20 protein-coding genes and 1 tRNA gene are annotated in these 21,736 nt (G+C 63.3%); 9 read left to right on the plus strand and 12 right to left on the minus strand.

All coding sequences use genetic code 11. The features are described from left to right. Nucleotides 1-129: 129 nt before the first annotated feature. A complete protein-coding gene (locus NGR_RS24910; RefSeq protein ID WP_240545216.1) occupies nt 130-339 on the minus strand; it encodes a hypothetical protein in 210 nt (69 codons plus the stop codon). A gap of 716 nt (nt 340-1,055) precedes the next feature. On the opposite strand from NGR_RS24910, the gene NGR_RS24915 reads away from it, so the two are divergent. Then, complete coding sequence (locus NGR_RS24915; RefSeq protein WP_164924479.1) at nt 1,056-1,280, plus strand: hypothetical protein; 225 nt, start codon at nt 1,056-1,058, stop codon at nt 1,278-1,280. A gap of 659 nt (nt 1,281-1,939) precedes the next feature. Here the strand turns inward: NGR_RS24915 and NGR_RS24920 are convergent. Together NGR_RS24920 and mnmA are read right to left on the minus strand one after the other, a co-directional pair. After that, nucleotides 1,940-2,016, minus strand: a tRNA-Met gene (locus NGR_RS24920). 134 nt (nt 2,017-2,150) lie between these two features. Continuing rightward, entirely contained in the window at nt 2,151-3,347 is a 1,197-nt protein-coding gene (mnmA, locus tag NGR_RS24925; protein WP_012709259.1) for a tRNA 2-thiouridine(34) synthase MnmA, read from the minus strand. 433 nt (nt 3,348-3,780) lie between these two features. On the opposite strand from mnmA, the gene NGR_RS24930 reads away from it, so the two are divergent. Together NGR_RS24930 and NGR_RS24935 are read left to right on the plus strand one after the other, a co-directional pair. Further along, the gene (locus tag NGR_RS24930) at nt 3,781-4,056 is read left to right on the plus strand and encodes a DUF1153 domain-containing protein (RefSeq protein WP_003527546.1); all 276 of its coding nucleotides are present in this window, start codon (nt 3,781-3,783) and stop codon (nt 4,054-4,056) included. A gap of 260 nt (nt 4,057-4,316) precedes the next feature. After that, nucleotides 4,317-4,598, plus strand: coding sequence for a GNAT family N-acetyltransferase (locus NGR_RS24935; protein ID WP_012709260.1), 282 nt, complete (start codon nt 4,317-4,319; stop codon nt 4,596-4,598). A 131-nt stretch (nt 4,599-4,729) separates the two neighbouring features. Here the strand turns inward: NGR_RS24935 and NGR_RS24940 are convergent, their stop codons facing one another. Then, the gene (locus NGR_RS24940; protein ID WP_012709261.1) at nt 4,730-5,080 is read right to left on the minus strand and encodes a flagellar export protein FliJ; all 351 of its coding nucleotides are present in this window, start codon (nt 5,078-5,080) and stop codon (nt 4,730-4,732) included. A 522-nt stretch (nt 5,081-5,602) separates the two neighbouring features. On the opposite strand from NGR_RS24940, the gene ctrA reads away from it, so the two are divergent. Then, the gene (gene ctrA, locus NGR_RS24945; RefSeq protein WP_012709262.1) at nt 5,603-6,304 is read left to right on the plus strand and encodes a response regulator transcription factor CtrA; all 702 of its coding nucleotides are present in this window, start codon (nt 5,603-5,605) and stop codon (nt 6,302-6,304) included. 170 nt (nt 6,305-6,474) lie between these two features. Here ctrA and NGR_RS24950 read toward each other — a convergent pair whose 3' ends face one another. Together NGR_RS24950 and chpT are read right to left on the minus strand one after the other, a co-directional pair. Beyond that, on the minus strand, nt 6,475-6,837 hold the full coding sequence (locus NGR_RS24950) for a response regulator (RefSeq protein WP_012709263.1): 363 nt from the start codon (nt 6,835-6,837) through the stop codon (nt 6,475-6,477). Between the two features lie 260 nt (nt 6,838-7,097). After that, nucleotides 7,098-7,742 carry a histidine phosphotransferase ChpT gene (chpT, locus tag NGR_RS24955; protein WP_164924480.1) on the minus strand — a complete coding sequence of 215 codons (645 nt, stop codon included), beginning with the start codon at nt 7,740-7,742 and terminating at the stop codon, nt 7,098-7,100. A 352-nt stretch (nt 7,743-8,094) separates the two neighbouring features. Between chpT and NGR_RS24960 the strand changes: the two genes are divergently transcribed. Both NGR_RS24960 and NGR_RS24965 read left to right on the plus strand, forming a co-directional pair. Next, nucleotides 8,095-8,688: a DUF1134 domain-containing protein gene (locus NGR_RS24960; protein ID WP_012709265.1), complete on the plus strand. Its 594-nt coding sequence runs from the start codon at nt 8,095-8,097 to the stop codon at nt 8,686-8,688. Between the two features lie 162 nt (nt 8,689-8,850). Then, nucleotides 8,851-10,008, plus strand: coding sequence for a hypothetical protein (locus NGR_RS24965; protein WP_012709266.1), 1,158 nt, complete (start codon nt 8,851-8,853; stop codon nt 10,006-10,008). 229 nt (nt 10,009-10,237) lie between these two features. Here NGR_RS24965 and NGR_RS24970 read toward each other — a convergent pair whose 3' ends face one another. Then, nucleotides 10,238-11,068 carry a TrmH family RNA methyltransferase gene (locus NGR_RS24970; protein WP_012709267.1) on the minus strand — a complete coding sequence of 277 codons (831 nt, stop codon included), beginning with the start codon at nt 11,066-11,068 and terminating at the stop codon, nt 10,238-10,240. Between the two features lie 3 nt (nt 11,069-11,071). After that, nucleotides 11,072-11,455: a hypothetical protein gene (locus NGR_RS24975; RefSeq protein ID WP_012709268.1), complete on the minus strand. Its 384-nt coding sequence runs from the start codon at nt 11,453-11,455 to the stop codon at nt 11,072-11,074. 28 nt (nt 11,456-11,483) lie between these two features. Here NGR_RS24975 and NGR_RS24980 point away from each other — a divergent pair, with 28 nt between their 5' ends. After that, entirely contained in the window at nt 11,484-12,512 is a 1,029-nt protein-coding gene (locus NGR_RS24980) for an RluA family pseudouridine synthase (RefSeq protein WP_164924481.1), read from the plus strand. A gap of 206 nt (nt 12,513-12,718) precedes the next feature. After that, the gene (gene rpoH, locus NGR_RS24985) at nt 12,719-13,624 is read left to right on the plus strand and encodes an RNA polymerase sigma factor RpoH (RefSeq protein WP_012709270.1); all 906 of its coding nucleotides are present in this window, start codon (nt 12,719-12,721) and stop codon (nt 13,622-13,624) included. Nucleotides 13,625-13,714: 90 nt separating this feature from the next. Here rpoH and NGR_RS24990 read toward each other — a convergent pair whose 3' ends face one another. Beyond that, complete coding sequence (locus tag NGR_RS24990; RefSeq protein ID WP_164924482.1) at nt 13,715-16,063, minus strand: hypothetical protein; 2,349 nt, start codon at nt 16,061-16,063, stop codon at nt 13,715-13,717. 63 nt (nt 16,064-16,126) lie between these two features. Further along, entirely contained in the window at nt 16,127-17,425 is a 1,299-nt protein-coding gene (locus NGR_RS24995) for an adenylosuccinate synthase (RefSeq protein ID WP_012709272.1), read from the minus strand. 207 nt (nt 17,426-17,632) lie between these two features. Between NGR_RS24995 and NGR_RS25000 the strand changes: the two genes are divergently transcribed. Then, the gene (locus tag NGR_RS25000; protein WP_012709273.1) at nt 17,633-18,523 is read left to right on the plus strand and encodes a DMT family transporter; all 891 of its coding nucleotides are present in this window, start codon (nt 17,633-17,635) and stop codon (nt 18,521-18,523) included. A 216-nt stretch (nt 18,524-18,739) separates the two neighbouring features. Here the strand turns inward: NGR_RS25000 and serA are convergent, their stop codons facing one another. Then, complete coding sequence (gene serA / locus NGR_RS25005; RefSeq protein WP_012709274.1) at nt 18,740-20,335, minus strand: phosphoglycerate dehydrogenase; 1,596 nt, start codon at nt 20,333-20,335, stop codon at nt 18,740-18,742. A gap of 79 nt (nt 20,336-20,414) precedes the next feature. Further along, the gene (locus tag NGR_RS25010; RefSeq protein ID WP_012709275.1) at nt 20,415-21,593 is read right to left on the minus strand and encodes a phosphoserine transaminase; all 1,179 of its coding nucleotides are present in this window, start codon (nt 21,591-21,593) and stop codon (nt 20,415-20,417) included. Nucleotides 21,594-21,736 lie beyond the last annotated feature (143 nt).

The following is a 21,736-nucleotide window of genomic DNA, read 5'->3' on the forward strand; positions in this document are numbered from 1 at the left end:
AAGCCGGAGCCCGGGTCTCACGGTAAAGTGATCGGCTGGCCGGGGTCCGGTTCGGGAGAGAGGCTCGTCGACTTTTCCGCCGCTGCGGACGGTCGCCGCGGATGGGTTTTCTGCCCGCCTTTTTTCGGTCTAGGCACAGCGCTCGCCTTCAGCCAGCAACCGCAGGACTTCCGCCTGGATGTGCAAGCACCTGGTCTGGTAGTCGGCGAGCAGTTCGGGCTGGTCTTCCAAGTGCAGCTTTTCCAAGGTTTTTGCCGCACGCGCATAGGCTTCGAAGAGGTCATCCAACTCACGGCTCTTCATGGAGAGAAGTTGCTTTCGAAACTGCGGCAGGGCCATCGCCAAGCGGGCCCTGCCGACTCGAACTAGTGACATTTTTTTGCCTGCCAGGGAATCAAGCCGAGCCGCCCGTTCATCCAAGAAGAGCTGGCGCAGTCGGCCCGCAGGTGGTCCGAAGGGTCCCTTCGGCCATCCTCAATCAGCTTAGGCATCTTCTCGGCAGTCATATCGGGGCGCCTCGAATCCGAACGGGCCGACGGGGAAATCCCAGAGCGTTGCAGAAGGGACGGACGGCACCGCTCTGGGACATCGCACCTTAGCGGCGAGGTTTTTTACTCTTCTTCCGGGGTACGCCCTGTCGCATATGGATCGGGAAAATCGCCTGGCAATGGGCATGGGACCTTTGGCGAGTCCCACGTTGGACTAAAGTCCCCTGGGCAGTCCGAGCGGGAACCCGGGGACGCCACATTCGTTGTCCTACCTGCAAACGGGAGTGAATAGATGTTGCCCCGCGATGGTCATGACACGCACTCGACTGCTTTCCCGATCGGCCTCCTTCTGCTCGCCGTAAGCGCTATCCTGGCCTACTTGGCGATCGGCGGGGCTTGGTCCGAGAACCGGACCGAAACAGCTGTCTACACGCCGCAGATAACAGATAACGCGAAGCCGCGCTGAGATCCGGCCTATCTGGAAGCCAGACACGGGACGAGGCCCCTTCTTTCACGAAGCCATCACGGTGGCAGAAGTTTCACCTGCTTGGACTGGGAGGAACCACAATGGCCAAGCGTTTAGCAAGGAACACGTCGCCAACGAAAGAAACCGAGGCCGAGCTTGTCGAACAGGTCGTTTCCGATTGGTGCAAAATGCATCAGGTCGACCCGATAAGCCATACGGCCGTGATGGAGGGGCTGAGAGTTCTCTACATGATCCGCGAGTTTGATCTGACGGACAGAGAGGAACTTCTGAAGGAATTGCTGGCGAGCGACGAGGAGGGCGCTTGAGCCACGGGAAGAAACCGCCCCTTGCGGGTGCATGGAGGCCGCGACTGGCGCCGCTCCGGTCGTTTCGTTGCCGCGACGGACACCGAAAAGCCCAAGCTGAAGCTACCCCGGAACTATCGGACGTTAGTCCGACGCGTGCCGCTAAAGGTCTGAGTCCGGTTGCCCAACAACTGTCGCGACACATAATTGTGGGAAACGACGAAGTGCAATCGGAGCTACAGTGATGCGATCCAGCAGGTGGAAAGATTATCTTGCCGATATAGGTTGGAGGATCACGTCTGGCCCCGGATCGACAGCGATCTACCTCGCAGCGGCCATGTCGAGTGCTGCTCTTGCGAGCGCAGCGACCGGCATTCCGGCCTATGTACTCGTTGCCGTGGCCGTTGTCCTGGTGCTGCTCGTGGACCCGCCGCAAAAGATTCGAAAGTTCCGACAGCAACAGCGCCGGCGGGAGCACCGATGCTGATCCCGATGCTCGGCTCCGACAATCGGCTCTACCAATCGTCTGGAAGCGATTTTTGCCAAGGAATCCGGAAACTCAACTTTTCCGATTTTGGGTGTCAAAATTCCGGAAACGCGCAACCCGCTACAACGAGGTTGTCACCCATGTCTTAGGAACGATCTGTTACCTATGTCTCCGGGCTGGACAACGGGAACGATGGTAGCGGAGGAGGGATTCGAACCCCCGACACAAGGATTATGATTCCTCTGCTCTAACCTACTGAGCTACTCCGCCGCCGGTGCCGTGGCAGCTTCTTGGCGAAGCCCGTCTCGGCTGGACGGGCGGCTTATAAGGTGCTGTTCCGGCTAGTGTCAAGCAATGTCTTCGGGAAAGTGTGAAGTTTTCCCGACGTGCCGGATCGGGCCGGCTCAGGCGGCCGCGGGCGCCTGCAGAAGCGCCTGAAGGGCCGCCTCGGCCGCCGGTTCGCGTTCCGATTTGCGGATGAAGCCGCCGCCATAGACGCGGGCGTCCTCGCCGGTGCCGGAATAGAGTGCGCAGGCCTGGCCGGGCGCCACGCCCGCCTCGCCGTCGACGAGTTCGACATAGATGCCGTCCGCATCGCATTTCATCTCGGCCGGCGCCGGCTGGCGGGTGGAGCGAACCTTGGCGAAGCATGCGAAGCCGCGGCTTGCCGCCGCGTCGATTTCCTCGTCGCCCAGCCAGTTGACGTCGCGCAGATAGACGCGGCGGGTCTCCAGCGCCTCCTTCGGGCCGACGATGACGCGGCGCGAGCGGGCGTCGAGATAGACGACATAGAGCGGCTCGCCGGTCGCCACGCCAATGCCGCGGCGCTGGCCGATCGTGTAGTGCAGGATACCCTCATGGGTGCCGAGCACCCGCCCGTCGAGATGCACGATCTCGCCGCCAAGCGCCGCATTCGGCTTCAGCTTCGAGACGATGTCGCTGTACTTGCCCTGCGGCACGAAACAGATGTCCTGGCTGTCGGCCTTCTTGGCGACGACGAGGCCCATTTCCTCGGCCAGCGCCCTCGTCTCGGGCTTGGAGAGGTTGCCGAGCGGAAAGCGCAGATAGTCGATCTGCTCCTGCGTCGTCGCGAAGAGAAAATAGCTCTGGTCGCGCTCCGCGTCGGTCGGCCGGTAGAGGGCACGCTGGCCCTGGTAGCGCGGCTTCGGGCTCGGCCGCGAGCGGATGTAGTGGCCGGTCGCCAGCGCGTCGGCGCCGAGTTCCTTGGCGGTCGCCAGGAGGTCGGCGAACTTGACGGTCTGGTTGCAGGCAACGCAGGGGATCGGCGTTTCGCCGGCAATGTAGCTTTCGGCAAAGGGGTTGATCACCGTCTCGCGGAACCGCGCCTCGTAGTCGAGCACGTAATGCGGAATGCCCAGCGTCTCGCAGACACGCCGCGCATCGTCGATATCCTGGCCGGCGCAGCAGGAGCCGGCCCGGTGAACCGCCGCGCCATGGTCGTAAAGCTGCAGGGTGATGCCGAGAACGTCGTAGCCCTCGCGTTTGAGCAGCCCGGCCACCACGGAGGAATCGACGCCGCCGGACATGGCGACGACGACACGCGTATCTTCGGGCTTGCGGTCAAAATCGAGACTGTTCACGGGTTCCAATCCGGCATCCGGGCGCGGCTATCACTGCCGGCGTCCTGTTTTATCTCCTGCATGCTTCCTTCAATCGTTGCCGATTCAAGGATGAGAACGTGCAGCAATTCAAAATGCTACAGAGACCTTGCGCGTCTGATAGACGCGCGGCGCTGTAGAGGCCGCGGACGCTGATCTTCGCTGCGCAGGCGGCGCTCCTTCGGCTTTCTGTGCCGCGACATATAGAAACTTGTGCTTCGCGGGGCAAGAGCGCAGGCGTGACGGGCCGCGCGGCTGCCGATCAAGCCGCCTCCCGACCTGCCCTCGCGGGGATTCTCTGGTGGCCCAAGGCCGCTCAAATTATGAGCAAATTGTTACCAGCCGCTTAGGCAAATGTTAAATGTGGCAAGCTAAGGTCGCCTCCATATGGTCTTGAGTTTGTGTAGAGAGTCCCATGACCGAAATGATGCGTCCACGCGTGAAATATGTCATCGGCCCCGATGGCAGTCCTCTGACGATTGCGGATCTGCCGCCGGCCAACACCCGGCGCTGGGTGATCCGCCGCAAGGCCGAAGTCGTCGCTGCCGTGCGTGGCGGCCTCCTGAGCCTTGAGGAGGCCTGCGAGCGTTACACGCTTACCGTCGAGGAATTCCTCTCCTGGCAGTCCTCCATCAACGACCACGGTCTCGCCGGCCTGCGCACCACCCGCATTCAGCAATATCGCCACTGATCCATTCGCGACAGGGCCATAGATCGAACCGGCGGCTGGGGACATGCCCCAGCCGCCGGTTTCGTTTCGACAGGGGCGCTTTCGTCGAAAATCGGCTGTACCTTGCGGGATTATCCCCTACAGCGCCGTGCGTCTTTTCAGACGCACAAAGGTCGCTGTAGCCCTTTGAATCGCTGCATGTTTTTATCCTTAAATCGAACACGATTTAAGGAAACATGCAGTAGCATCGGCCCGCAGAGCAACCTGACGAAAGCGAAGCCATGCAGATCGACGAGGAGAAAACCGGCGCCAAGGGCCGCTATACCGCGACCGTCGACGGTCATACCGGCGAAATGACCTATTCGCGATCGTCATCGCAGCTGGTGATCATCGACCACACCTTCGTGCCGGACGAATTGCGCGGCAAGGGCGTCGGCCAGGCGCTTGCAAGGCACGCGGTCGAGGAAGCGCGCCAGGGCGGCTGGAAGATCATTCCGCTCTGCCCCTTCATGCGCGCCCACGCGATGCGCCATCCCGAATGGCAGGACGTGATCCAGGCCTGATCGCGCGGACTTCGGAAGCACGACGGCCCGCCTTCCGGAAGGGAAGCGGGCCGTTCGTTATCGGGTAAGAGGAAGCGCCCCGCCGCAGTTGCGGCCGAGGCTCCTGTTAAGCGTTAGCCGCCGATCTCCCCTCAGGCGCGAAGCCGGGTGGACGAATCCCGCTCTTCCAGAGCCGCGGCCTTGGCATACTCGGCCTGAACTTCGGCAAGTGCCAGTTCCGCCGCATCCTGCTGCACCTTCAGCTCGCGGATCGACACCTGCAGGTTATCGGCACGCTGGCGCGCCGCCTTGGCGAAGGTCGGATAGGCAAAATGCGAGGGATCGGAAATCCCCGACTTCCTTTCCTCGAAGACGATCTGGCTTTCGAGGTCCTTGGTCATCCGCTCGAACTCGGACATCATCATCTGAAGCTGGGTCAACTGACGCTGCTTCTCCCGGACCTGAAATTCCTTCAGGCGGGTAAGGCTCTCACGTGCTTTCATACGCAATACTCCCGTGGATAGCGAGACCCCGGTTACTGATTCCTGCGCCCGAATGCCGGCCCATTGCTGCATGTTTGCTTTAGCGACATGCAGCAATTCAAACCGCTACAGCGACCTTTGGCGTCTGCAGACGCATGGTGCTGTAGGGCCGGAAACAAAAAACGACTGCGGTCTTAACAAATACCTACCGCTGGTAACCTTTCGTTTACGGGCATCGTTAATCATAGGTGCGATGATTTAAGGCTCCGTAAATGCTGAGGTACGAAATGTGGCGGCTTCGGCATTTGCGAGTCTAAAGAGTCAGATAGCGGCAATCCCTCATCTAAAGCATGAAGATTGCCATTTCAGATTCACCTTTGAAATCAGGAGACTGCTAAAAATATTTAACATTTTCGATACACCTTGCCAGAGTGAATCAGAATTTGTTAACCATTTGATGGCAGCCTCCAAATCAGGCAACGACTGGATCCGTATCGCGTAAGGGGGCCACGACGACCTTGGGCGGCGGAAAAGGGGAAGACTATGCGGGTTCTACTGATCGAAGACGACAGCGCGACGGCGCAAAGCATTGAGCTGATGCTCAAGTCCGAAAGTTTCAACGTCTACACCACCGATCTCGGGGAAGAAGGCGTCGATCTCGGCAAGCTTTACGACTACGACATCATTCTCCTCGACCTGAACCTGCCGGACATGTCGGGTTACGAGGTGCTGAGAACGCTGCGCCTGTCGAAGGTCAAGACCCCGATCCTCATTCTCTCCGGCATGGCCGGCATCGAAGACAAGGTCCGCGGCCTGGGCTTCGGCGCCGACGACTACATGACCAAGCCGTTCCACAAGGACGAACTGGTGGCCCGCATCCATGCGATCGTGCGCCGCTCCAAGGGCCATGCCCAGTCGATCATCGCGACCGGCGAACTGATCGTCAATCTCGACGCCAAGACGGTGGAAGTCGGCGGTCAGCGCGTGCATCTGACCGGCAAGGAATACCAGATGCTCGAGCTCCTGTCGCTGCGCAAGGGCACGACGCTCACCAAGGAAATGTTCCTGAACCACCTCTATGGCGGCATGGACGAGCCGGAACTGAAGATCATCGACGTCTTCATCTGCAAGCTGCGCAAGAAACTCGCCAATGCCGCCGGTGGCGCCAACTATATCGAGACGGTGTGGGGCCGCGGCTATGTGCTGCGCGAGCCCGACGGCAACGACTATCTCGAAACCGCCTGATTTCCCCGCCATAACCTAACCCGCAGACCCGCCGCACCGGCGGGTTTTGCATTTGCAGCGCGAAATTTGCTTTTGCTCGCGAGCGCCCTCGCCTCTTCGATCTCCGCGAATGCAAGAAAGCCGCAGCAAACGCCGCGGCTACCATGCCCTGCTATGCGTTATCCGATGCCTCAGGCGGCCATCGATTGACTGGCGAAGACGCTCGTCAGGATCTTGCGGTCGAAGGGTTTCAGCAAGAAGTCGTCCGCACCGGCCCGCTTGCCTGCCATCATCTTCCTGAGATCCGCCTCGACGACGCAGTAATAGATGCGCACCGACGCGCCCTCGGACAGCCGGCGGATATTGGCGATGAGCTCGAGGGCACCGTCGAGGCCGGAATCGACGATCAGGATGTTCGGCAGTTCGGCTTCGCAGCGGACAAGCGCCTCGAGGCTGCTCGGCGCTTCCAGCACCAGGAAGCCCATGCCCGACAGAATGCGTTTCCCGACCTTCCTCACTACATCCGAGCCATCGGCAATCATCAAGCGCCGCATGTCCAACTCCTTCACGCCCTATCGGACGCGAAAACGCGTCCATGAAGCAAAGGTAGAGAGATTTGGCAAAGAAACCGTTACCGCCGTGGTTGACGGCGGATTTTCATTTCTCGCCCAGGATCTAGAAACGGATCCGCGCCGCCTGCCGGCACCATGAAAAAGCGAAAGGCCTCCACCCGTATCGACGGATGGCGGCCTCGCTTAATGTCATAGCGACGCGCGGATCAAATCGATCCCGACCTAAGGAAACATGCAGTGGATCAGGCCTCGATTCGCGCGGTGAAGACGATCGCCTCGCCGGTCGAGGTGACGTCGATCGCCATGCCGGCCTCTTCGGCAAGCAGGACCGTGTAATAGGGCTGGATCGAGTGGGCATCCACCGCTTCCTCCGGGGTGCCGGAAAGGAGCTCCATCAGCTTGGGCGGGACACGCATCATCCGCCCCTTGGCGACAAGGGTAAAGACCGCGTCGAACTCCGGGTTCTCGAGGGTAATGTCGATGGAGCCGCCGCGCGGGATCGCGCCATAGGCGATCAGGAACAGGTTGAGGAGCAGCTTGACCCGGTTCTTGCCGATGATCGCCCGCGGGCCGCTCCAGTTGACCTCGGTCTTCTTTTCCGCCGCGGCGAAGTCCTTGGCGGCCTTCTCGGCTTCGCCGGTGTCGATCGATGCGCCGACCGAGCCGGAGGCGCCGAAGGCAAGCCGCGCGAATTTCAGCCGCACCGAGGCGTTGAGCGCGCTGGTGCGGATCAGGTCCATCGCATCGGCGTCGGCGCCGCCCTCGTCCAGCAGTTCGAGCCCATTGTTGATGGCGCCGACAGGCGAGATGATGTCGTGGCACACCCGGCTGCACAGCAGCGCCGCAAGATCGGGTCCCGTCAACGTCAGGTTCGGATTTTTTGCCATCATTCTTTCCCGTTCGGTTCCATGCGGATATCGACACGTGGCCACGTCTCGCCGCTCCGGCGAGGCTTCGCCCGAGTCCGGCATAGCCACGCAGCCCGCGCCGATCAATAGGCCATAATGACATCACATTTGGTAAACCGATTGTTAAGAGGATCGGTTCAAATTGTCGGGGCACCCCCGGATTCACGTGGGATCACGGAAAGCGGATCGGGTGCACTCGTTCGAGACGACGGTGCGTTGCATGGCGCCGCTGCCTCAAATGGCCCAGACCCGCGCTGGCCCGCGCACCCGATGCATGAGCTGGCCATGACGGCCGGCCCGCGAGCCGCATTCGCGCCTGACGGAGGAAACGATGCAGCCGATCATGAAGGCAACCGCAATGGCTGTTCGCGCCATTCTGACCACGATGCTGCTCATCGGCAGTGTCCTGATGTCCGCCGCCTATGCTCAATCTGCGAATGGCAGCCAGTACACGATGCAGGAGATCGTCGACGCCGGCCACGGCTTCTTCGGCGAGACTTCGGGCGGGCTTGCGAAAGTCGTGGAGCGCGCCTTCGAGCGCTACGGCCTGCCGAACGGCTACATCCTCGGCCAGGAAGGTTCCGGCGCCTTCATCGCCGGACTGACCTATGGAGAGGGCGAGCTCCACACCAAGAATGTCGGCCAGCACACTGTCTTCTGGCAGGGCCCGTCGCTCGGGCTCGACTGGGGCGGCCAGGGCAGCCGGGCGATGATGCTCGTCTATAACCTCTCGAGCGTCCCGGCTCTCTACAAGCGCTTCGGCGGCGTCTCCGGCTCGGCTTACGTCGTCGCCGGCGTCGGCATGACGGTGCTGACCGACGAGCACGTCGTCGTCGTGCCGATCCGCACCGGCATCGGCGCCAGGCTCGGCCTCAATGTCGGCTATCTGAAGCTGACCCAGCAGCCGACCTGGAACCCGTTCTGACACCAAAAGGCCGCACACGAGCCTCTGGAACGAGCCAAGGGCGTCCATCCCCTGCAGTAATTGTTGCAGCTTTCGAGCCGTCGTGTTTACTGCAGGAGAAGGAAGCAACCGCCCAACCGCATGGATGCATCGGATCCGGTCCAGACTTGAAACGGCCAGCACGTGATTGAATATGCGCTCCTCTTTGCCCTCGGTTTCCTGACGGCGGCGATCATCGGCCTTCTGGTCGCACCGGCCATTCAAAGGCGCATCGTCCGCTTTGCCGAGGACCGGCTGAAAGCGACGATGCCGCTCAGCCCCCAGGAGGTTCGCGCCCAAAGGGACGCAGCACGCGCCACCTATGCCGCCGAGAACGCGAAGATATCGCAGGCGCTCCGCCGCGAGCGCGACAAGGGCGTGACACTGATGCTGGAGAATGAAAGGGCACTCCACGAGGCCCGGCGGCTGGCTGGCGAAAACACCGATCTCCACGCGCAACTTGCCGACATGAACGTCGAGGCTGCCGAGATGCGATCGACTATCCGCCAGCTCGAGCTTCGGATGGCCGACATGAGAGCCTCATTCGACAACCAGCACCGTGACAACGGCACCAAGAGCGAGGCGATCCGCGCCTTGAACAGCCAGATCGACAAGCAAGCGGCCGAACTGGATCATCTGCGTATCGACTTGGCGACGCGCGAAACGCAGATCGAAGACTTGAAGAGCCGGGCCGCCGGCCTGCGCGACGAGCGCGAGGCCCTGCGCGCCGATATCAAGGCCGAAAACGCCCGGGCCCGCGAAATGGAGCTGCGGCTGGGCCGGGACGAAAACCGCATCCGCCAGCTCGAAGCCAAGCTCGCACGGGAAACCGCTGCGAACGCCGACCGCGAGAGCGCGCTTGAGCGGCGGGCAGAAGAGATCGAGCGGCTGAAAACGCGGGTAAAGGCGGCGAACCAGGAAATTCGCGACGCGACGCGGGCACTCCGCCTGGCTGGCACGAAGCTGCCGAAGCGAGCAGAACAGCACAATATCGCGGCTATGGGTACCGAGGGCGACGCGGACGGGGCGTTTCCTGCCCCCGACGAAACCAGCCTCTCGGATGACCTGCGCAACCGCGCGACGGCGCTCTCGGAACGTCTCGTCCATTCGAAATCCCCCGCCCATGACGAGGCGCTCCGCGAAGAGGTGGCGGAGATTGCCGCCGGCATGGTGGCGCTGACGGCGGTGCGGGAAGGCCCGTCCTCGCCGATCCATGGACTTCTCGCCCGAGAGGAGACTGCGATGCCGGGAGCCCGCAAGAGCCTGGCCCAAAGAGCCAAGGAAATGCTGCCGCCTGAATGAGGACCGGCGGAGTTCTTGCCGGAATTCGTCGGCCGCCTCTGACTGACTGAACGAGCCCCTCATCCGGCCTGCCGGCCACCTTCTCCCCGCACGCGGGGCGAAGGGAACTCGCGGCGACGCATCGCCAAACCCCTCCTATCGGCGAGAAACCGGTGCAGGCGGCTTGCCCCCTTCTCCCCGCGCGCGGGGAGAAGGTCGCGGCAGCGGGATGAGGGGCCCGGTACCCCCGTCAGATCCGGCCGTTGATGCGGGCGACCTCGTGCAGCGCAATGCCGGCCGCCATCGCAACGTTCAGACTGTCGAGGCCTGGGCGCTGCCGGATTCGCGCGGTGCGGACGGCGGAAAGGACCGCCTGCGGCAGTCCCTCGCCTTCGGTGCCGACCAGTAATGCCACTCGCTGCGCGGGCGGAATTTCGGTGACTTCGGTCTCGCCGCGCGGCGAAAGTCCCCATATCGCGAAACCTGCGGCGTGGAGCCGTTCGATCAGTTCGGCGGCCGTGCCCTGGCGCGCGAAAGGCAGCGTCAGCACCGATCCGACCGAGACCCGGATCGACTTGCGGTACATCGGGTCGCAGCTCGCCGCATCCATCAGCACCGCGTCGACGCCGAAGGCGGCGGCATTGCGAAACAGCGATCCCATATTGTCGTGGTTCGACAGGCCGCAGGCGGCAAGCACCAGACTTGAGGCGGGCAGCGCGGCGATCAGCGCATCGCGGTCGGGAACCGCATCGGATCGCCCGAGCGCCAGAACGCCGCGATGCATGTTGAAGCCGGCGATCGCGTCGAAGACCCGGGCGTCGGCCACGAAGACCGGCACATCGGCCGGGAACTCAGCCAGCAGCTCCGCGAGGCCGGCGAGCCGGTTCTCGAGCAGCAGGATCGCCTCGGCGGTGATACCGCGCCCGGCGCGATGCGCCGCCGCCAGCAGGCGCAGCACGACCGTGCCTTCGGCGATGAAGCGGCCCTGCCGGCCAGTGAGATCGCGCTCCTTGATCGACATAAACGCGGCGATGCGCGGGTCCGACGGGTCCTCGATGCGGATCGGCGCGACCTCAGCCATCGGTTACTGCGTCCTGACGGTGACGTCCGCGACGATGCGCCCTGCCTTGATGTCGAAGACGATCGCACGGGGTTCGGCCCCCGGCAGGCTGCCATAGAACAGCAGCTGCGAACCGGAGAGCGCCACATTGGTCACGGAAAAACCGGCCGGCAGCCCCGCAATCGCGGTAAGCGGTGCATCGCCCGGCACGCTGAGCGCCGGCTGCGCCTCCTCCGCAGCGCCGTCGCTCCGCGTCAGCTTGTAGACAATCGCCCCGAGGACGGCCATAAGCATGATCAGCATCACGCCGGCCGAAACGAGCTGCAGGCGCACCATCTTGCGGCGGACACTCTCCATCGCCGGGTCAAGCGGCTTGTCTTCCTGTTCATCGGTCTCGATCGCAGTCATGGCTGGCTTTCTATCGGAATTAAACGGAATGAACGATCCCTTTAAACAAGCGACCGGCAATAGGAAAGTCCTGACGGCCGACGAGAATGCCGCCGGGCGGCTGGACGCGTTCCTGACGGAGGCGCTTTCGGGCGAATTCTCCCGCAATCGCATCAAGGCGCTGATCGAGCAGGGAGCCGTTTCGATCAATGGCGTCACGGTCCTCGAACCGAAGCGGAAGGTCCACCCGGGCGACCGCTTCGAGATTACCCTGCCTGCCCCGGAGGATCCGGAGCCCAAGGGCGAGGACATCCCGATCGACGTTCTCTACGAGGACGATGACCTGATCGTGCTGGTGAAACCCGCCGGTCTCGTCGTCCATCCGGGTGCCGGCAACTGGACGGGGACGCTGGTCAATGCCCTCATTCACCATTGCGGCGACAGCCTTTCCGGCATCGGCGGCGTCAGGCGTCCCGGCATCGTCCATCGGCTGGACAAGGAAACGAGCGGCGTCATGGTTGTCGCGAAGAACGACGCCGCCCATCGGCATCTCTCCGACCAGTTTGCCGATCACGGCCGCACCGGGCCGTTGGAGCGTGCCTACCAGGCCGTCGTATGGGGGCGTCCGCGGCAATTGAAGGGCACGATCAATGCCGCGCTCGGTCGAGCCGGCGACCGGACGAAACGCGCCGTCAAGCGCGAGGAAAGCGATGACGCGCGCGAGGCGATCACCCACTACGAAGTGGTCGAGCGCTATCACGAAAAGCCGGACGGCACCTGTCTTGCCGCAACCGTCGAATGCCACCTGGAGACCGGACGGACGCACCAGATCCGCGTCCATATGGCCCATATCGGCAATCCGCTGATCGGCGATCCGGACTATGGCGCCGCCTTCCGCACCAAGGCGAATCTGCTGCCGGAAACCGCCAGGAGCGTGGTCAATCGCTTCTCCCGACAGGCGCTGCATGCCTTCATGCTGCAGTTCGAGCACCCGTCCAGCGGGGACACGATGCATTTCGAAGCACCGCTGCCGGCGGACATGCAGGAACTGGTCGCCGCGCTTCGCGCCGGAGCCTGACAGGCTCTTGAAATTGTTGCGAAGAATTCCGATCTTAAGGGTGCTTCAACAGGAAACATCCTTTCCACCGGTCTCACGATAGCGTGAAACCGGACTCCTTGAATCATGCTTTCGCCGTACTTATCTTCTAGCCTCGTGGGGTCTGGACGAAGACCCACGCCCGGCCTGCCGTCCCGGAGGCCGGAGATGCACAAAGGGGGTGCTTCATGGCCCGCAGCACATTGCCGTCCATTGCCGCTGGAGAGGGCGGTCTCAACCGTTACCTCGACGAAATCCGTAAATTTCCGATGCTCGAGCCGCAGGAAGAGTACATGCTCGCCAAGCGGTATCAGGAGCATGACGACCGCAGCGCCGCCCACAAGCTGGTGACGAGCCATCTGCGCCTCGTCGCGAAGATCGCAATGGGTTACCGCGGCTACGGCCTGCCGATCGGCGAAGTCATGTCCGAAGGCAATGTTGGCCTGATGCAGGCCGTCAAGAAATTCGAGCCCGATCGTGGCTTCCGCCTGGCGACCTATGCCATGTGGTGGATCAAGGCGGCGATCCAGGAATATATCCTGCGCTCGTGGTCGCTGGTGAAAATGGGCACGACCGCCAATCAGAAGCGGCTGTTCTTCAATCTCCGGCGGCTGAAGGGCCGGATTCAGGCGCTCGACGAAGGCGACCTGAAGCCGGAGCAGGTGAAGGAAATCGCCACGACCCTGAAGGTCAGCGAGGACGAGGTCGTTTCCATGAACCGCCGCCTCTCCGGCGACGCATCGCTCAACGCGCCGATCAAGGCCAGCGAGGGCGACTCCGGACAGTGGCAGGACTGGCTCGTCGACGAGCACGACAACCAGGAGGAAATCCTGATCGAGCAGGACGAACTCGACAGCCGTCGCGCCCTGCTTGCCAGCGCCATGAAGGTCTTGAACGACCGCGAGCGCCGCATCTTCGAGGCGCGCCGGCTGACCGAAGAACCGGTGACGCTGGAAGAGCTCTCGACCGAGTTCGACATCAGCCGCGAGCGCGTCCGCCAGATCGAAGTCCGCGCCTTCGAGAAGGTGCAGGAAGCGGTTCGCAAAGCGGCTCTCGAGCGCGCCAATGCGCTGCGGGTCGTCGAGGGCGCCTGATCGGGGCACCTGATCGGCCTTCCCCCTCAGAACGAACAAAACCCCGGCTGGATGACGTCCAGCCGGGGTTTTGTTCGTCTCAATCTTTTCTTACTGACCGCTCGCCGCGGCGGCGCTGCCGAGTGAACCCCAGGCTTGCATGGCCTTGCTGAAGGCCTCTGTGCCGCTCGCCCCCTTCTCGAGGGTGAGCAGGGCGCGGCGACCGTTCCGATAGGTGATCGGAATGTCGATCCAGCTGCGGCTGCGCAGGAGTTCGGTGTTGCTGCCGACGGCTTCCGCGAAGTCGTTGAGCGCGATCATATGGAAGTCGTCGGTGATCTTCGCCGGCACGGCAATGAGCGGATCGCCGCGATCCTGCTCGGTGCGCTTCATCGACACGCGCTGCACGCCCTCGATGGCGCCGCCCTCGAAGTTTTCGGGCAGCGAGAACACGAATTCGATCACGTGGCTTGCCGGCAGCGATGGATCGACATTGCGCTTGATCGTCATCAGCGCCGTCAGTCCACGATCGGGCACGGTGATCTGGGCCTGGATCGCCGGCTCAGGCTTGGCGTCTCCACCCGGCGATTCTTCCTTGATGGACCAGGCGGCGGCGCCGGGAACGGCGGTGGGCGAAGATTGGCCGAGCCGCTCCTCATATAGGAACATCTTCTCCCCGTCGGCGATGGAGACCTCTGTTTGCGGCGCTCCGCCGTCCTGATTGGCTGGGGGCTGAGCAGTCTGGGCGGCGGCCTGCTGGGATCCCGCCGCGTCGCTCTGCGGTTGCGCGGCTTCCGTCTGAGGTGCGACGGACTTGCCTTCCTGCGCTATTTCGGTGCCGTTCGCGCCCGCCGGACCCTCGTCGCGTTCGGAACCATCGGCAAGCAATCGCTGCGTAAACTTGCTCGATGTATCTTCCGGCAGCGCCGTGCCTTCCGGAGTGCCGGGCTGCTCGCCCGGCTGGTCGGCAGGCGCGCCTTCACCCGTGGGCGGCGTTTGCGTCTCGGAGCCGGCGGGGATGATCTTCGCGAGCACGGCCGAAAGCCAGGCATTGCCCGCTTCCCGATTTACCCAATAGGCAAAGCCGCCGCCGCCGAGGAGCAGCAGGATCAGCGCGCCGATTGCCAGGCTCTTCGCGTTGAAGCGTGACGGCTTGGGGGCAACACGGTAGGACGCAGGCCGGGGAGACACGGGCGCCGGCGCCAAATCGCTACTCTGGTCCTCGTCCTTGGCGACGGCGGCCGTCCCGTTCTCCCGGCGGCCGGCGTCATCCAGGCCGAGCAGATCATCGATATGATTCCACGCCGTGCCGGCGCGTTCCTCTTCGCTCGATGCGGCCGGCGCCTTTTCAACCGGCCAGGCCCATTCGGAGACGTCGGGCTCGGCCGCCTTGTCCTTCTTGGCCTCGGTTGGCGCGGCGAATGGATCGCTGTCGTCGAAGGACCAGGCCTGCGCCGTCTCCTCGCCCGCCCGATGGGCGGGCTGGCTTGTCTCCGGCTCGACCGGATGCAGGCCAAGCCGCTCCGGCTCGGGCACCGCTTCGTCGCGTCGTGCGTCGGGCGCCGGCGACGGATCGCTCGGCGGTGCATCCTCCCATTCCGGGAGCGCCCACTCGGACGAATCCTGTTTCGCCGGTGCCGCCTCCTCGACGGGCGCAGCTTCCTCGCTCACCGGCTCTTCCAGGGTCCCCTGTACGTCCGGGCTCGCCGGTTCCACGGCTTCAGGCTCGGCGGCGGGCTCACCGCGTTCGTATTCTTCCGCTTCTACCGCGTGCTGCTCGGGGGCAGTTGTCTCTTCGACGGGGGCTTGCTGCCAGGTTTCGACTTCCTCTGGCGCTGGCTCGGCCGGTGCGCCCCACTGCGGCGCGGCCGGGATAGTCTCCGGTTCTTCGACGACCGCAGGCGGCTCCTGAGGGTGCTCGTCCGAGGCGGCCTCGAGGGTAGGCTCTGCTTCCAGCTGTTCCGGCACCACATGCTCGGCCGCCGGAGCGATTTCGTCTGCCGGGGCCGGTTCTTCGAAGGTTTGCCGGGATTCCGGAGCCGCTTCCTCAACGTGTTCCTCGGCTGCGGTCTGCTCAACCTCGGCAGCCTCGGCCGGAACCGGCTCCGGCGAGACCGGCGCGGCAGACTCCGGCTCGGCGGGAGCTTCGACAGCCTCCGGCTCGAGCACTTCGGTTGTCTCGAGCACTTCGGTTTTCCCGAGCGCCTGGGCTGTCTCGGGTGCTTCGGTCTCCTCGATTGCCGGCAAGGCCTCGGCGTGTTCGCTTTCGACCTCGGTGATCGCCAGTTCCAGCTTGTTCAGCTGCCGGTTGATCATGTCGTCCGATGGCCGGGGGGTCATGTTCTCGAGCTGGCGGCGCACCGCACTGCGCGCCTTCTCATAGACCCTGCCCCGCATTTCGGGTGTGTTTTCCGACAGGCCGTCAACGGTCCTGCGAATAACTGCAACAAAATCCGCCATCAGATGCTTTCTCAAATCCTAGTCATGCGGGCCGCAATGCGGCGCGGCTCCCTTGCGCCGACACTAGTCCTCAAAAGGGTCGGTCACAAGTATCGTGTCGTCTCGCTCCGGGCTCGTCGAAAGAAGCGCGACCGGCGCACCGATCAGTTCCTCGACCTGGCGAACATATTTGATCGCCTGTGCCGGAAGATCGGCCCAGCTGCGGGCGCCGACTGTCGATTCCTTCCAGCCTTCGAGCGTAATATAGACTGGCTTTACCGAAGCTTGCTGCGCCTGACTTGCAGGGAGATGATCGATCTCTTGTCCATCCAGAGTATAGCCGACGCAGATCTTCAGCTCATCGAGACCGTCGAGCACGTCGAGCTTGGTCAGCGCGATGCCGGTGATGCCGTTGGCGGCGACCGACTGGCGCACCAGGGCGGCATCGAACCAGCCGCAACGGCGCTTGCGGCCGGTGACCGTTCCGAATTCGTGACCGCGCTCGCCGAGGAACTGGCCGACCTCGTCATGAAGTTCCGTCGGAAATGGGCCTTCGCCGACGCGCGTCGTGTAGGCCTTGGTGATCCCGAGAATATAGCCGAGCGCGCCCGGCCCCATGCCGGAACCGGCAGCCGCTTGCCCGGCAACCGTGTTCGAAGAGGTGACGAAGGGATAGGTGCCGTGGTCGATGTCGAGCAGCGTGCCCTGCGCGCCCTCGAACAGGATGCGCGCGCCTTTGCGGCGCTCCTTGTCGAGCAGCAGCCAGACCGTGTCCATGAACGGCAGCACGCGCGCGGCGACGGAGGAGAGCTCGTCCATGATCGCCTGGTGGCTGATTTCCGCCTCGCCCAAACCGCGGCGCAGCGCATTGTGGTGCGTCAGCAGCCGGTCGACCTTGGCCGGCAGCGTGTCGAGATCGGCGAGGTCCATGACGCGGATGGCGCGGCGGCCGACCTTGTCCTCATAGGCCGGGCCGATGCCGCGGCGCGTCGTGCCGATCTTCGTGCCGCTGTTCGAAGCGGCGTCCTCGCGGAAGCCGTCGAGCTCGCGATGCAGCGACAGGATGAGCGTGGCATTGTCGGCAATGCGCAGGTTGTCGGGGGTGATCTGGACGCCCTGCTTGCCGAGCTTGTCGATCTCCGCGATCAACGCGTGCGGATCGATGACGACGCCATTGCCGATGACGGCGAGCTTGCCGGGGCGGACGACGCCGGACGGCAGCAGCGACAGCTTGTAGCTGACACCGTCGATCACCAGCGTATGGCCGGCATTGTGACCACCCTGGAAGCGCACGACGATGTCGGCGCGCTCCGAGAGCCAATCCACGATCTTGCCTTTGCCTTCGTCACCCCACTGGGAGCCGACCACCACGACGTTCGTCATAATTCTCTTCCTGTTCACGCGCGCACGAGGACGTTGCGCTGTTCTCAAACCCGCGCATCTATACTGTGTTGTCTTTCGGAAAGCGACCCCGTTATGCCCGAGGCAGAGCCCTTTTTGCATGACAAGCTATGGCCTTAAAGCCTATATCTGCAATCTCTCCCGCCGCTTCGGCACTCCATTCCTCCTCCCCATACGGATCGCCGCGCCGTGAATTCCAGAGCCTATTTCTATCTCGCCATCACCGCGCTTTTCTGGGGCGGCAATTCGGTCGCCGGCAAGATGGCGGTCGGGCACGTCAGCCCGATGATGCTGACGACGCTGCGCTGGCTGGTCGCGGTCAGCGTCATTCTGGCGCTGATGACGCCGCAGATCCGCCGCGACTGGGACAAGATCCGCCGCCACTGGCTGCAGTTGCTGGCCTATGGCGCCGTCGGCTTCACGATGTTCAATGCTTTCCTCTACTCGGCGGTGAAATACACGAGCGCCATCAATGCCGTGATCCTGCAGGCCGGCATTCCGATGCTGATCTTCCTGTTCAATTTCGTCTTCTTCCGGACGAGGGCGTCGATCGCCCAGATCGTCGGCTTCACCGTGACGCTGATCGGCGTGCTTACCACGGCCGCGCACGGCGACTTCACGAGCCTCATGCGGCTGCAGTTCAATTTCGGCGACGGGCTGATGATTCTGGCCTGCATCGTCTATGCCGTCTATACCGTCACCTTGCGCTGGAAGCCGGCGATGCACTGGCAGAGCTTCATCGCGGCGCCGGCCTTCGGGGCGCTGCTCAGTTCCATTCCGCTGCTCGTCTGGGAAGCCTCGAAGGATAGCGCCATCGTGCCGGACGCAACCGGCTGGGCCATCGTACTCTATGCGGCGATCTTCCCGTCGCTGATGTCCCAGGTTCTCTATGTGCGCGGTGTCGAAATGATCGGCGCCAATCGCGCCGGCCTGTTCATCAATGCCATCCCGGTCTTTGGAACGCTGCTCTCCGTCCTGCTCGTCGGCGAGACGTTCCATGCGTTCCATCTGGTGGCCTTGCTGCTCGTCCTCGGCGGCATCGCGATCGCCGAGCGCGGCCGGCCGAAACCGCCACGGTGACGCATAAATGGGCGATGCAGGAAGACCCCTCCCCAACCCCTCCCCACAAGGGGGAGGGGTTTAAGACGCCGCCTCCGCTCCTTTCCCGCATCAACCCTTCCGGAGGCTCGGACGTCGGGAAATTGTAGGCGGATGCAGCGGGCGCCAAGCCCCTCCCCCTTGTGGGGAGGGGTTGGGGAGGGGTGAGGGTAAATCTTCAGAAGAGCGAGTGGCCGCTCAATCGACGTTGAACACCAACGGCTTTGCCTGGCGGACCGCCGGGTTCGCACGCAACTTGTCGAGCACCGCTTCGGAAACCGGCCCATCGACGTAAAGCAGTGCGATCGCGTCGCCGCCCTGCTTTTCGCGGCCGAGTTGGAAGTTGGCAATGTTGACGTTGGCGTCGCCGAGGGTCGTGCCGATGAAGCCGATCATGCCCGGAACGTCGGTGTTGGTCAGGTAGACCATGTGGTTGCCGACATCCGCATCGAGGTTGATGCCCTTGATCTGGATGAAGCGCGGCTTGCCGTCGGAGAAGACCGTGCCGGCGACCGAGCGGGTCTGGTTCGCGGTCTTCACCGTCAGCTTGATGTAGCCGTCGAAGACGCCCGTCTTGTCGCGCTTGACCTCGGAAAGGATGATGCCCTTTTCCTTGATCATGATCGGTGCGGAAACCATGTTGACATCGGCCACCTGCGGACGGATCAGGCCGGCGAGAACGGCGCTGGTCAGCGCCTTGGTGTTCATCGTCGCGGTCGAGCCGTCATAGAGAATCTCGATCTCCTTGATGGCGCTTTCCGTCACCTGCCCGACAAAGGCACCGAGAACGTCGGCAAGCCGGATCACCGGCTTGAGGATCGGCGCCTCCTCGGCGGTGATCGACGGCATGTTGATGGCGTTGCTGACGGCGCCCTTGACGAGGTAGTCCGCCATCTGCTCGGCAACCTGCAGCGCCACATTCTCCTGCGCCTCGGTGGTCGAGGCGCCGAGATGCGGCGTGCAGACGACGTTGGGCAGACCGAACAGAGGGCTCTCCGTGGCCGGCTCCACCTCGAAGACGTCGAAGCCCGCACCGGCAACGTGGCCGGACTTCAGCGCATCGGCCAGCGCCTTCTCGTCGACAAGGCCGCCGCGGGCGCAGTTGACGATGCGCACGCCGGGCTTCGTCTTGGCAAGTGCTTCGGCGCTGAGGATGTTGCGCGTCTTGTCGGTCAACGGCACGTGCAGGGTGATGAAATCCGCCTGCGCAAGCAGTTCGTCCAACTCGACCTTGACGACGCCCATCTCCTCCGCCCGCTCCTTCGACAGGAACGGATCATAGGCCAGCACGTGCATCTTCAGGCCGATCGCACGGGCGCAGACGATCGAGCCGATATTGCCGGCACCGATGACGCCGAGCACCTTGCCGGTGATCTCCACGCCCATGAACTTCGACTTTTCCCACTTGCCGGCCTGGGTGGAATTGTCGGCGGCGGGAAGCTGGCGGGCCACCGCGAACATCAGCGCGATCGCGTGCTCGGCGGTGGTGATCGAGTTGCCGAACGGCGTGTTCATGACGATGATGCCGCGCCGCGAGGCGGCCGGGATGTCGACATTGTCGACGCCGATGCCGGCGCGGCCGACCACCTTGAGATTGGTCGCCTCGGCGATCAGCTTTTCCGTCACCTTGGTGGCGGAGCGGATGGCGAGGCCGTCGTAATTGCCGATGATCTCGGCGAGTTTCTCCTTGTCCTTGCCGAGCTTCGGCTGGAAATCCACTTCGACGCCGCGGTCGCGGAAGATCTGGACGGCGGTTTCCGACAGTTCGTCGGATACGAGAACGCGAGGTGCCATGGAGGCCTCCTTCAAATCAGGTCTGAACGGAATTGGGGGTGGCCTCGCCCTCAGGGAGAGCGAAGCAAATCGCATCGGATCAGGCGGCGGCCTGCGAAAGCGTCGCCTTCTGGGTCTCGAAGGCCCAGGAGAGCCACGGCATCAGCGCGTCCATATCGGCTGTCTCGATCGTCGCGCCGGCCCAGATCCGAAGGCCGGAGGGCGCATCGCGATAGTGGCCGATATCGAAGGCAACGGCCTCCTTTTCGAGCAGGGCGACGACGCCCTTCGCGAACGCAGCCTGGCCGTCGGCATCGAGCGCCAAGACGTCCTTGTCGACGATCTTGAGGCAGACCGAGGTGTTGGAGCGGGTTTCCACCGTGTTCGCCAAGTTGGCAATCCACGCATTGGCGTCGACGAACCGATGAATCGCGCCGGCATTCGCGTCTGCCCGGGCAATCAGGCCCTTGAGCCCGCCAACCGACTTCGCCCAGAGAAGCGCGTCGATATAATCCTCGACGCAGAGCATCGACGGCGTGTTGATCGTCTCGCCTGTAAAGATGCCTTCGATCAGCTTGCCGCCGCTGGTCAGGCGGAAGATCTTCGGCAGCGGCCAGGCGGGCGCATAGGTCAGCAGCCGCTCGACGGCACGCGGCGAAAGAATGAGGACGCCGTGTGCACCCTCGCCGCCGAGGACCTTCTGCCAGGAAAAGGTGACGACGTCGAGCTTGGCGAAGTCGAGTTCCTGGGCAAAGGCGGCCGAGGTCGCGTCGCAGATGGTCAAGCCCTTGCGGTCCGCCGGGATGAAGTCGGCGTTCGGAACGCGCACGCCCGAGGTCGTGCCGTTCCAGGTGAAGACGACGTCGCGGTCGAAATCGACCTTGGAGAGATCCGGAAGTTCGCCGTAGTCGGCCTCGAAGCGGCGGACGTCGGCGAGCTTCAGCTGCTTGACCACGTCGGTCACCCAGCCGGCACCAAAACTCTCCCAGGCGAGCATGTCGACGCCACGCGCGCCGAGCAGCGACCACAGCGCCATTTCGACGGCGCCGGTATCGGAAGCAGGCACGATACCGATGCGGTAGTCGGCCGGCACTTCGAGAATTTCGCGGGTGAGGTCGATGGCTTGCTTGAGCTTGGACTTGCCGATCTTGGCGCGGTGCGAACGACCGAGCGCGGCATCGGAGAGAGCTTCGAGCGTCCAGCCGGGACGCTTTGCGCAAGGACCAGAAGAAAAATGGGTATTTGCCGGGCGCACGGCCGGCTTGGCAGGCTTCGTCATATGCTATCCTCTCAGATAGAAGCCCCTCGTTGGGGAGGGGTGTCCCGCCGTCGGAAATATTGTGCGTCGGAGAGGAAGTCAAGCGACTTGTGTCGCGTATGGCACGATTTTTGGCGCTTCAAGCATATCGCGCGGGCTAGAGA

Source organism: Sinorhizobium fredii NGR234, from assembly GCF_000018545.1.
GTDB classification, from domain to species: Bacteria; Pseudomonadota; Alphaproteobacteria; order Rhizobiales; family Rhizobiaceae; genus Sinorhizobium; species Sinorhizobium fredii_A.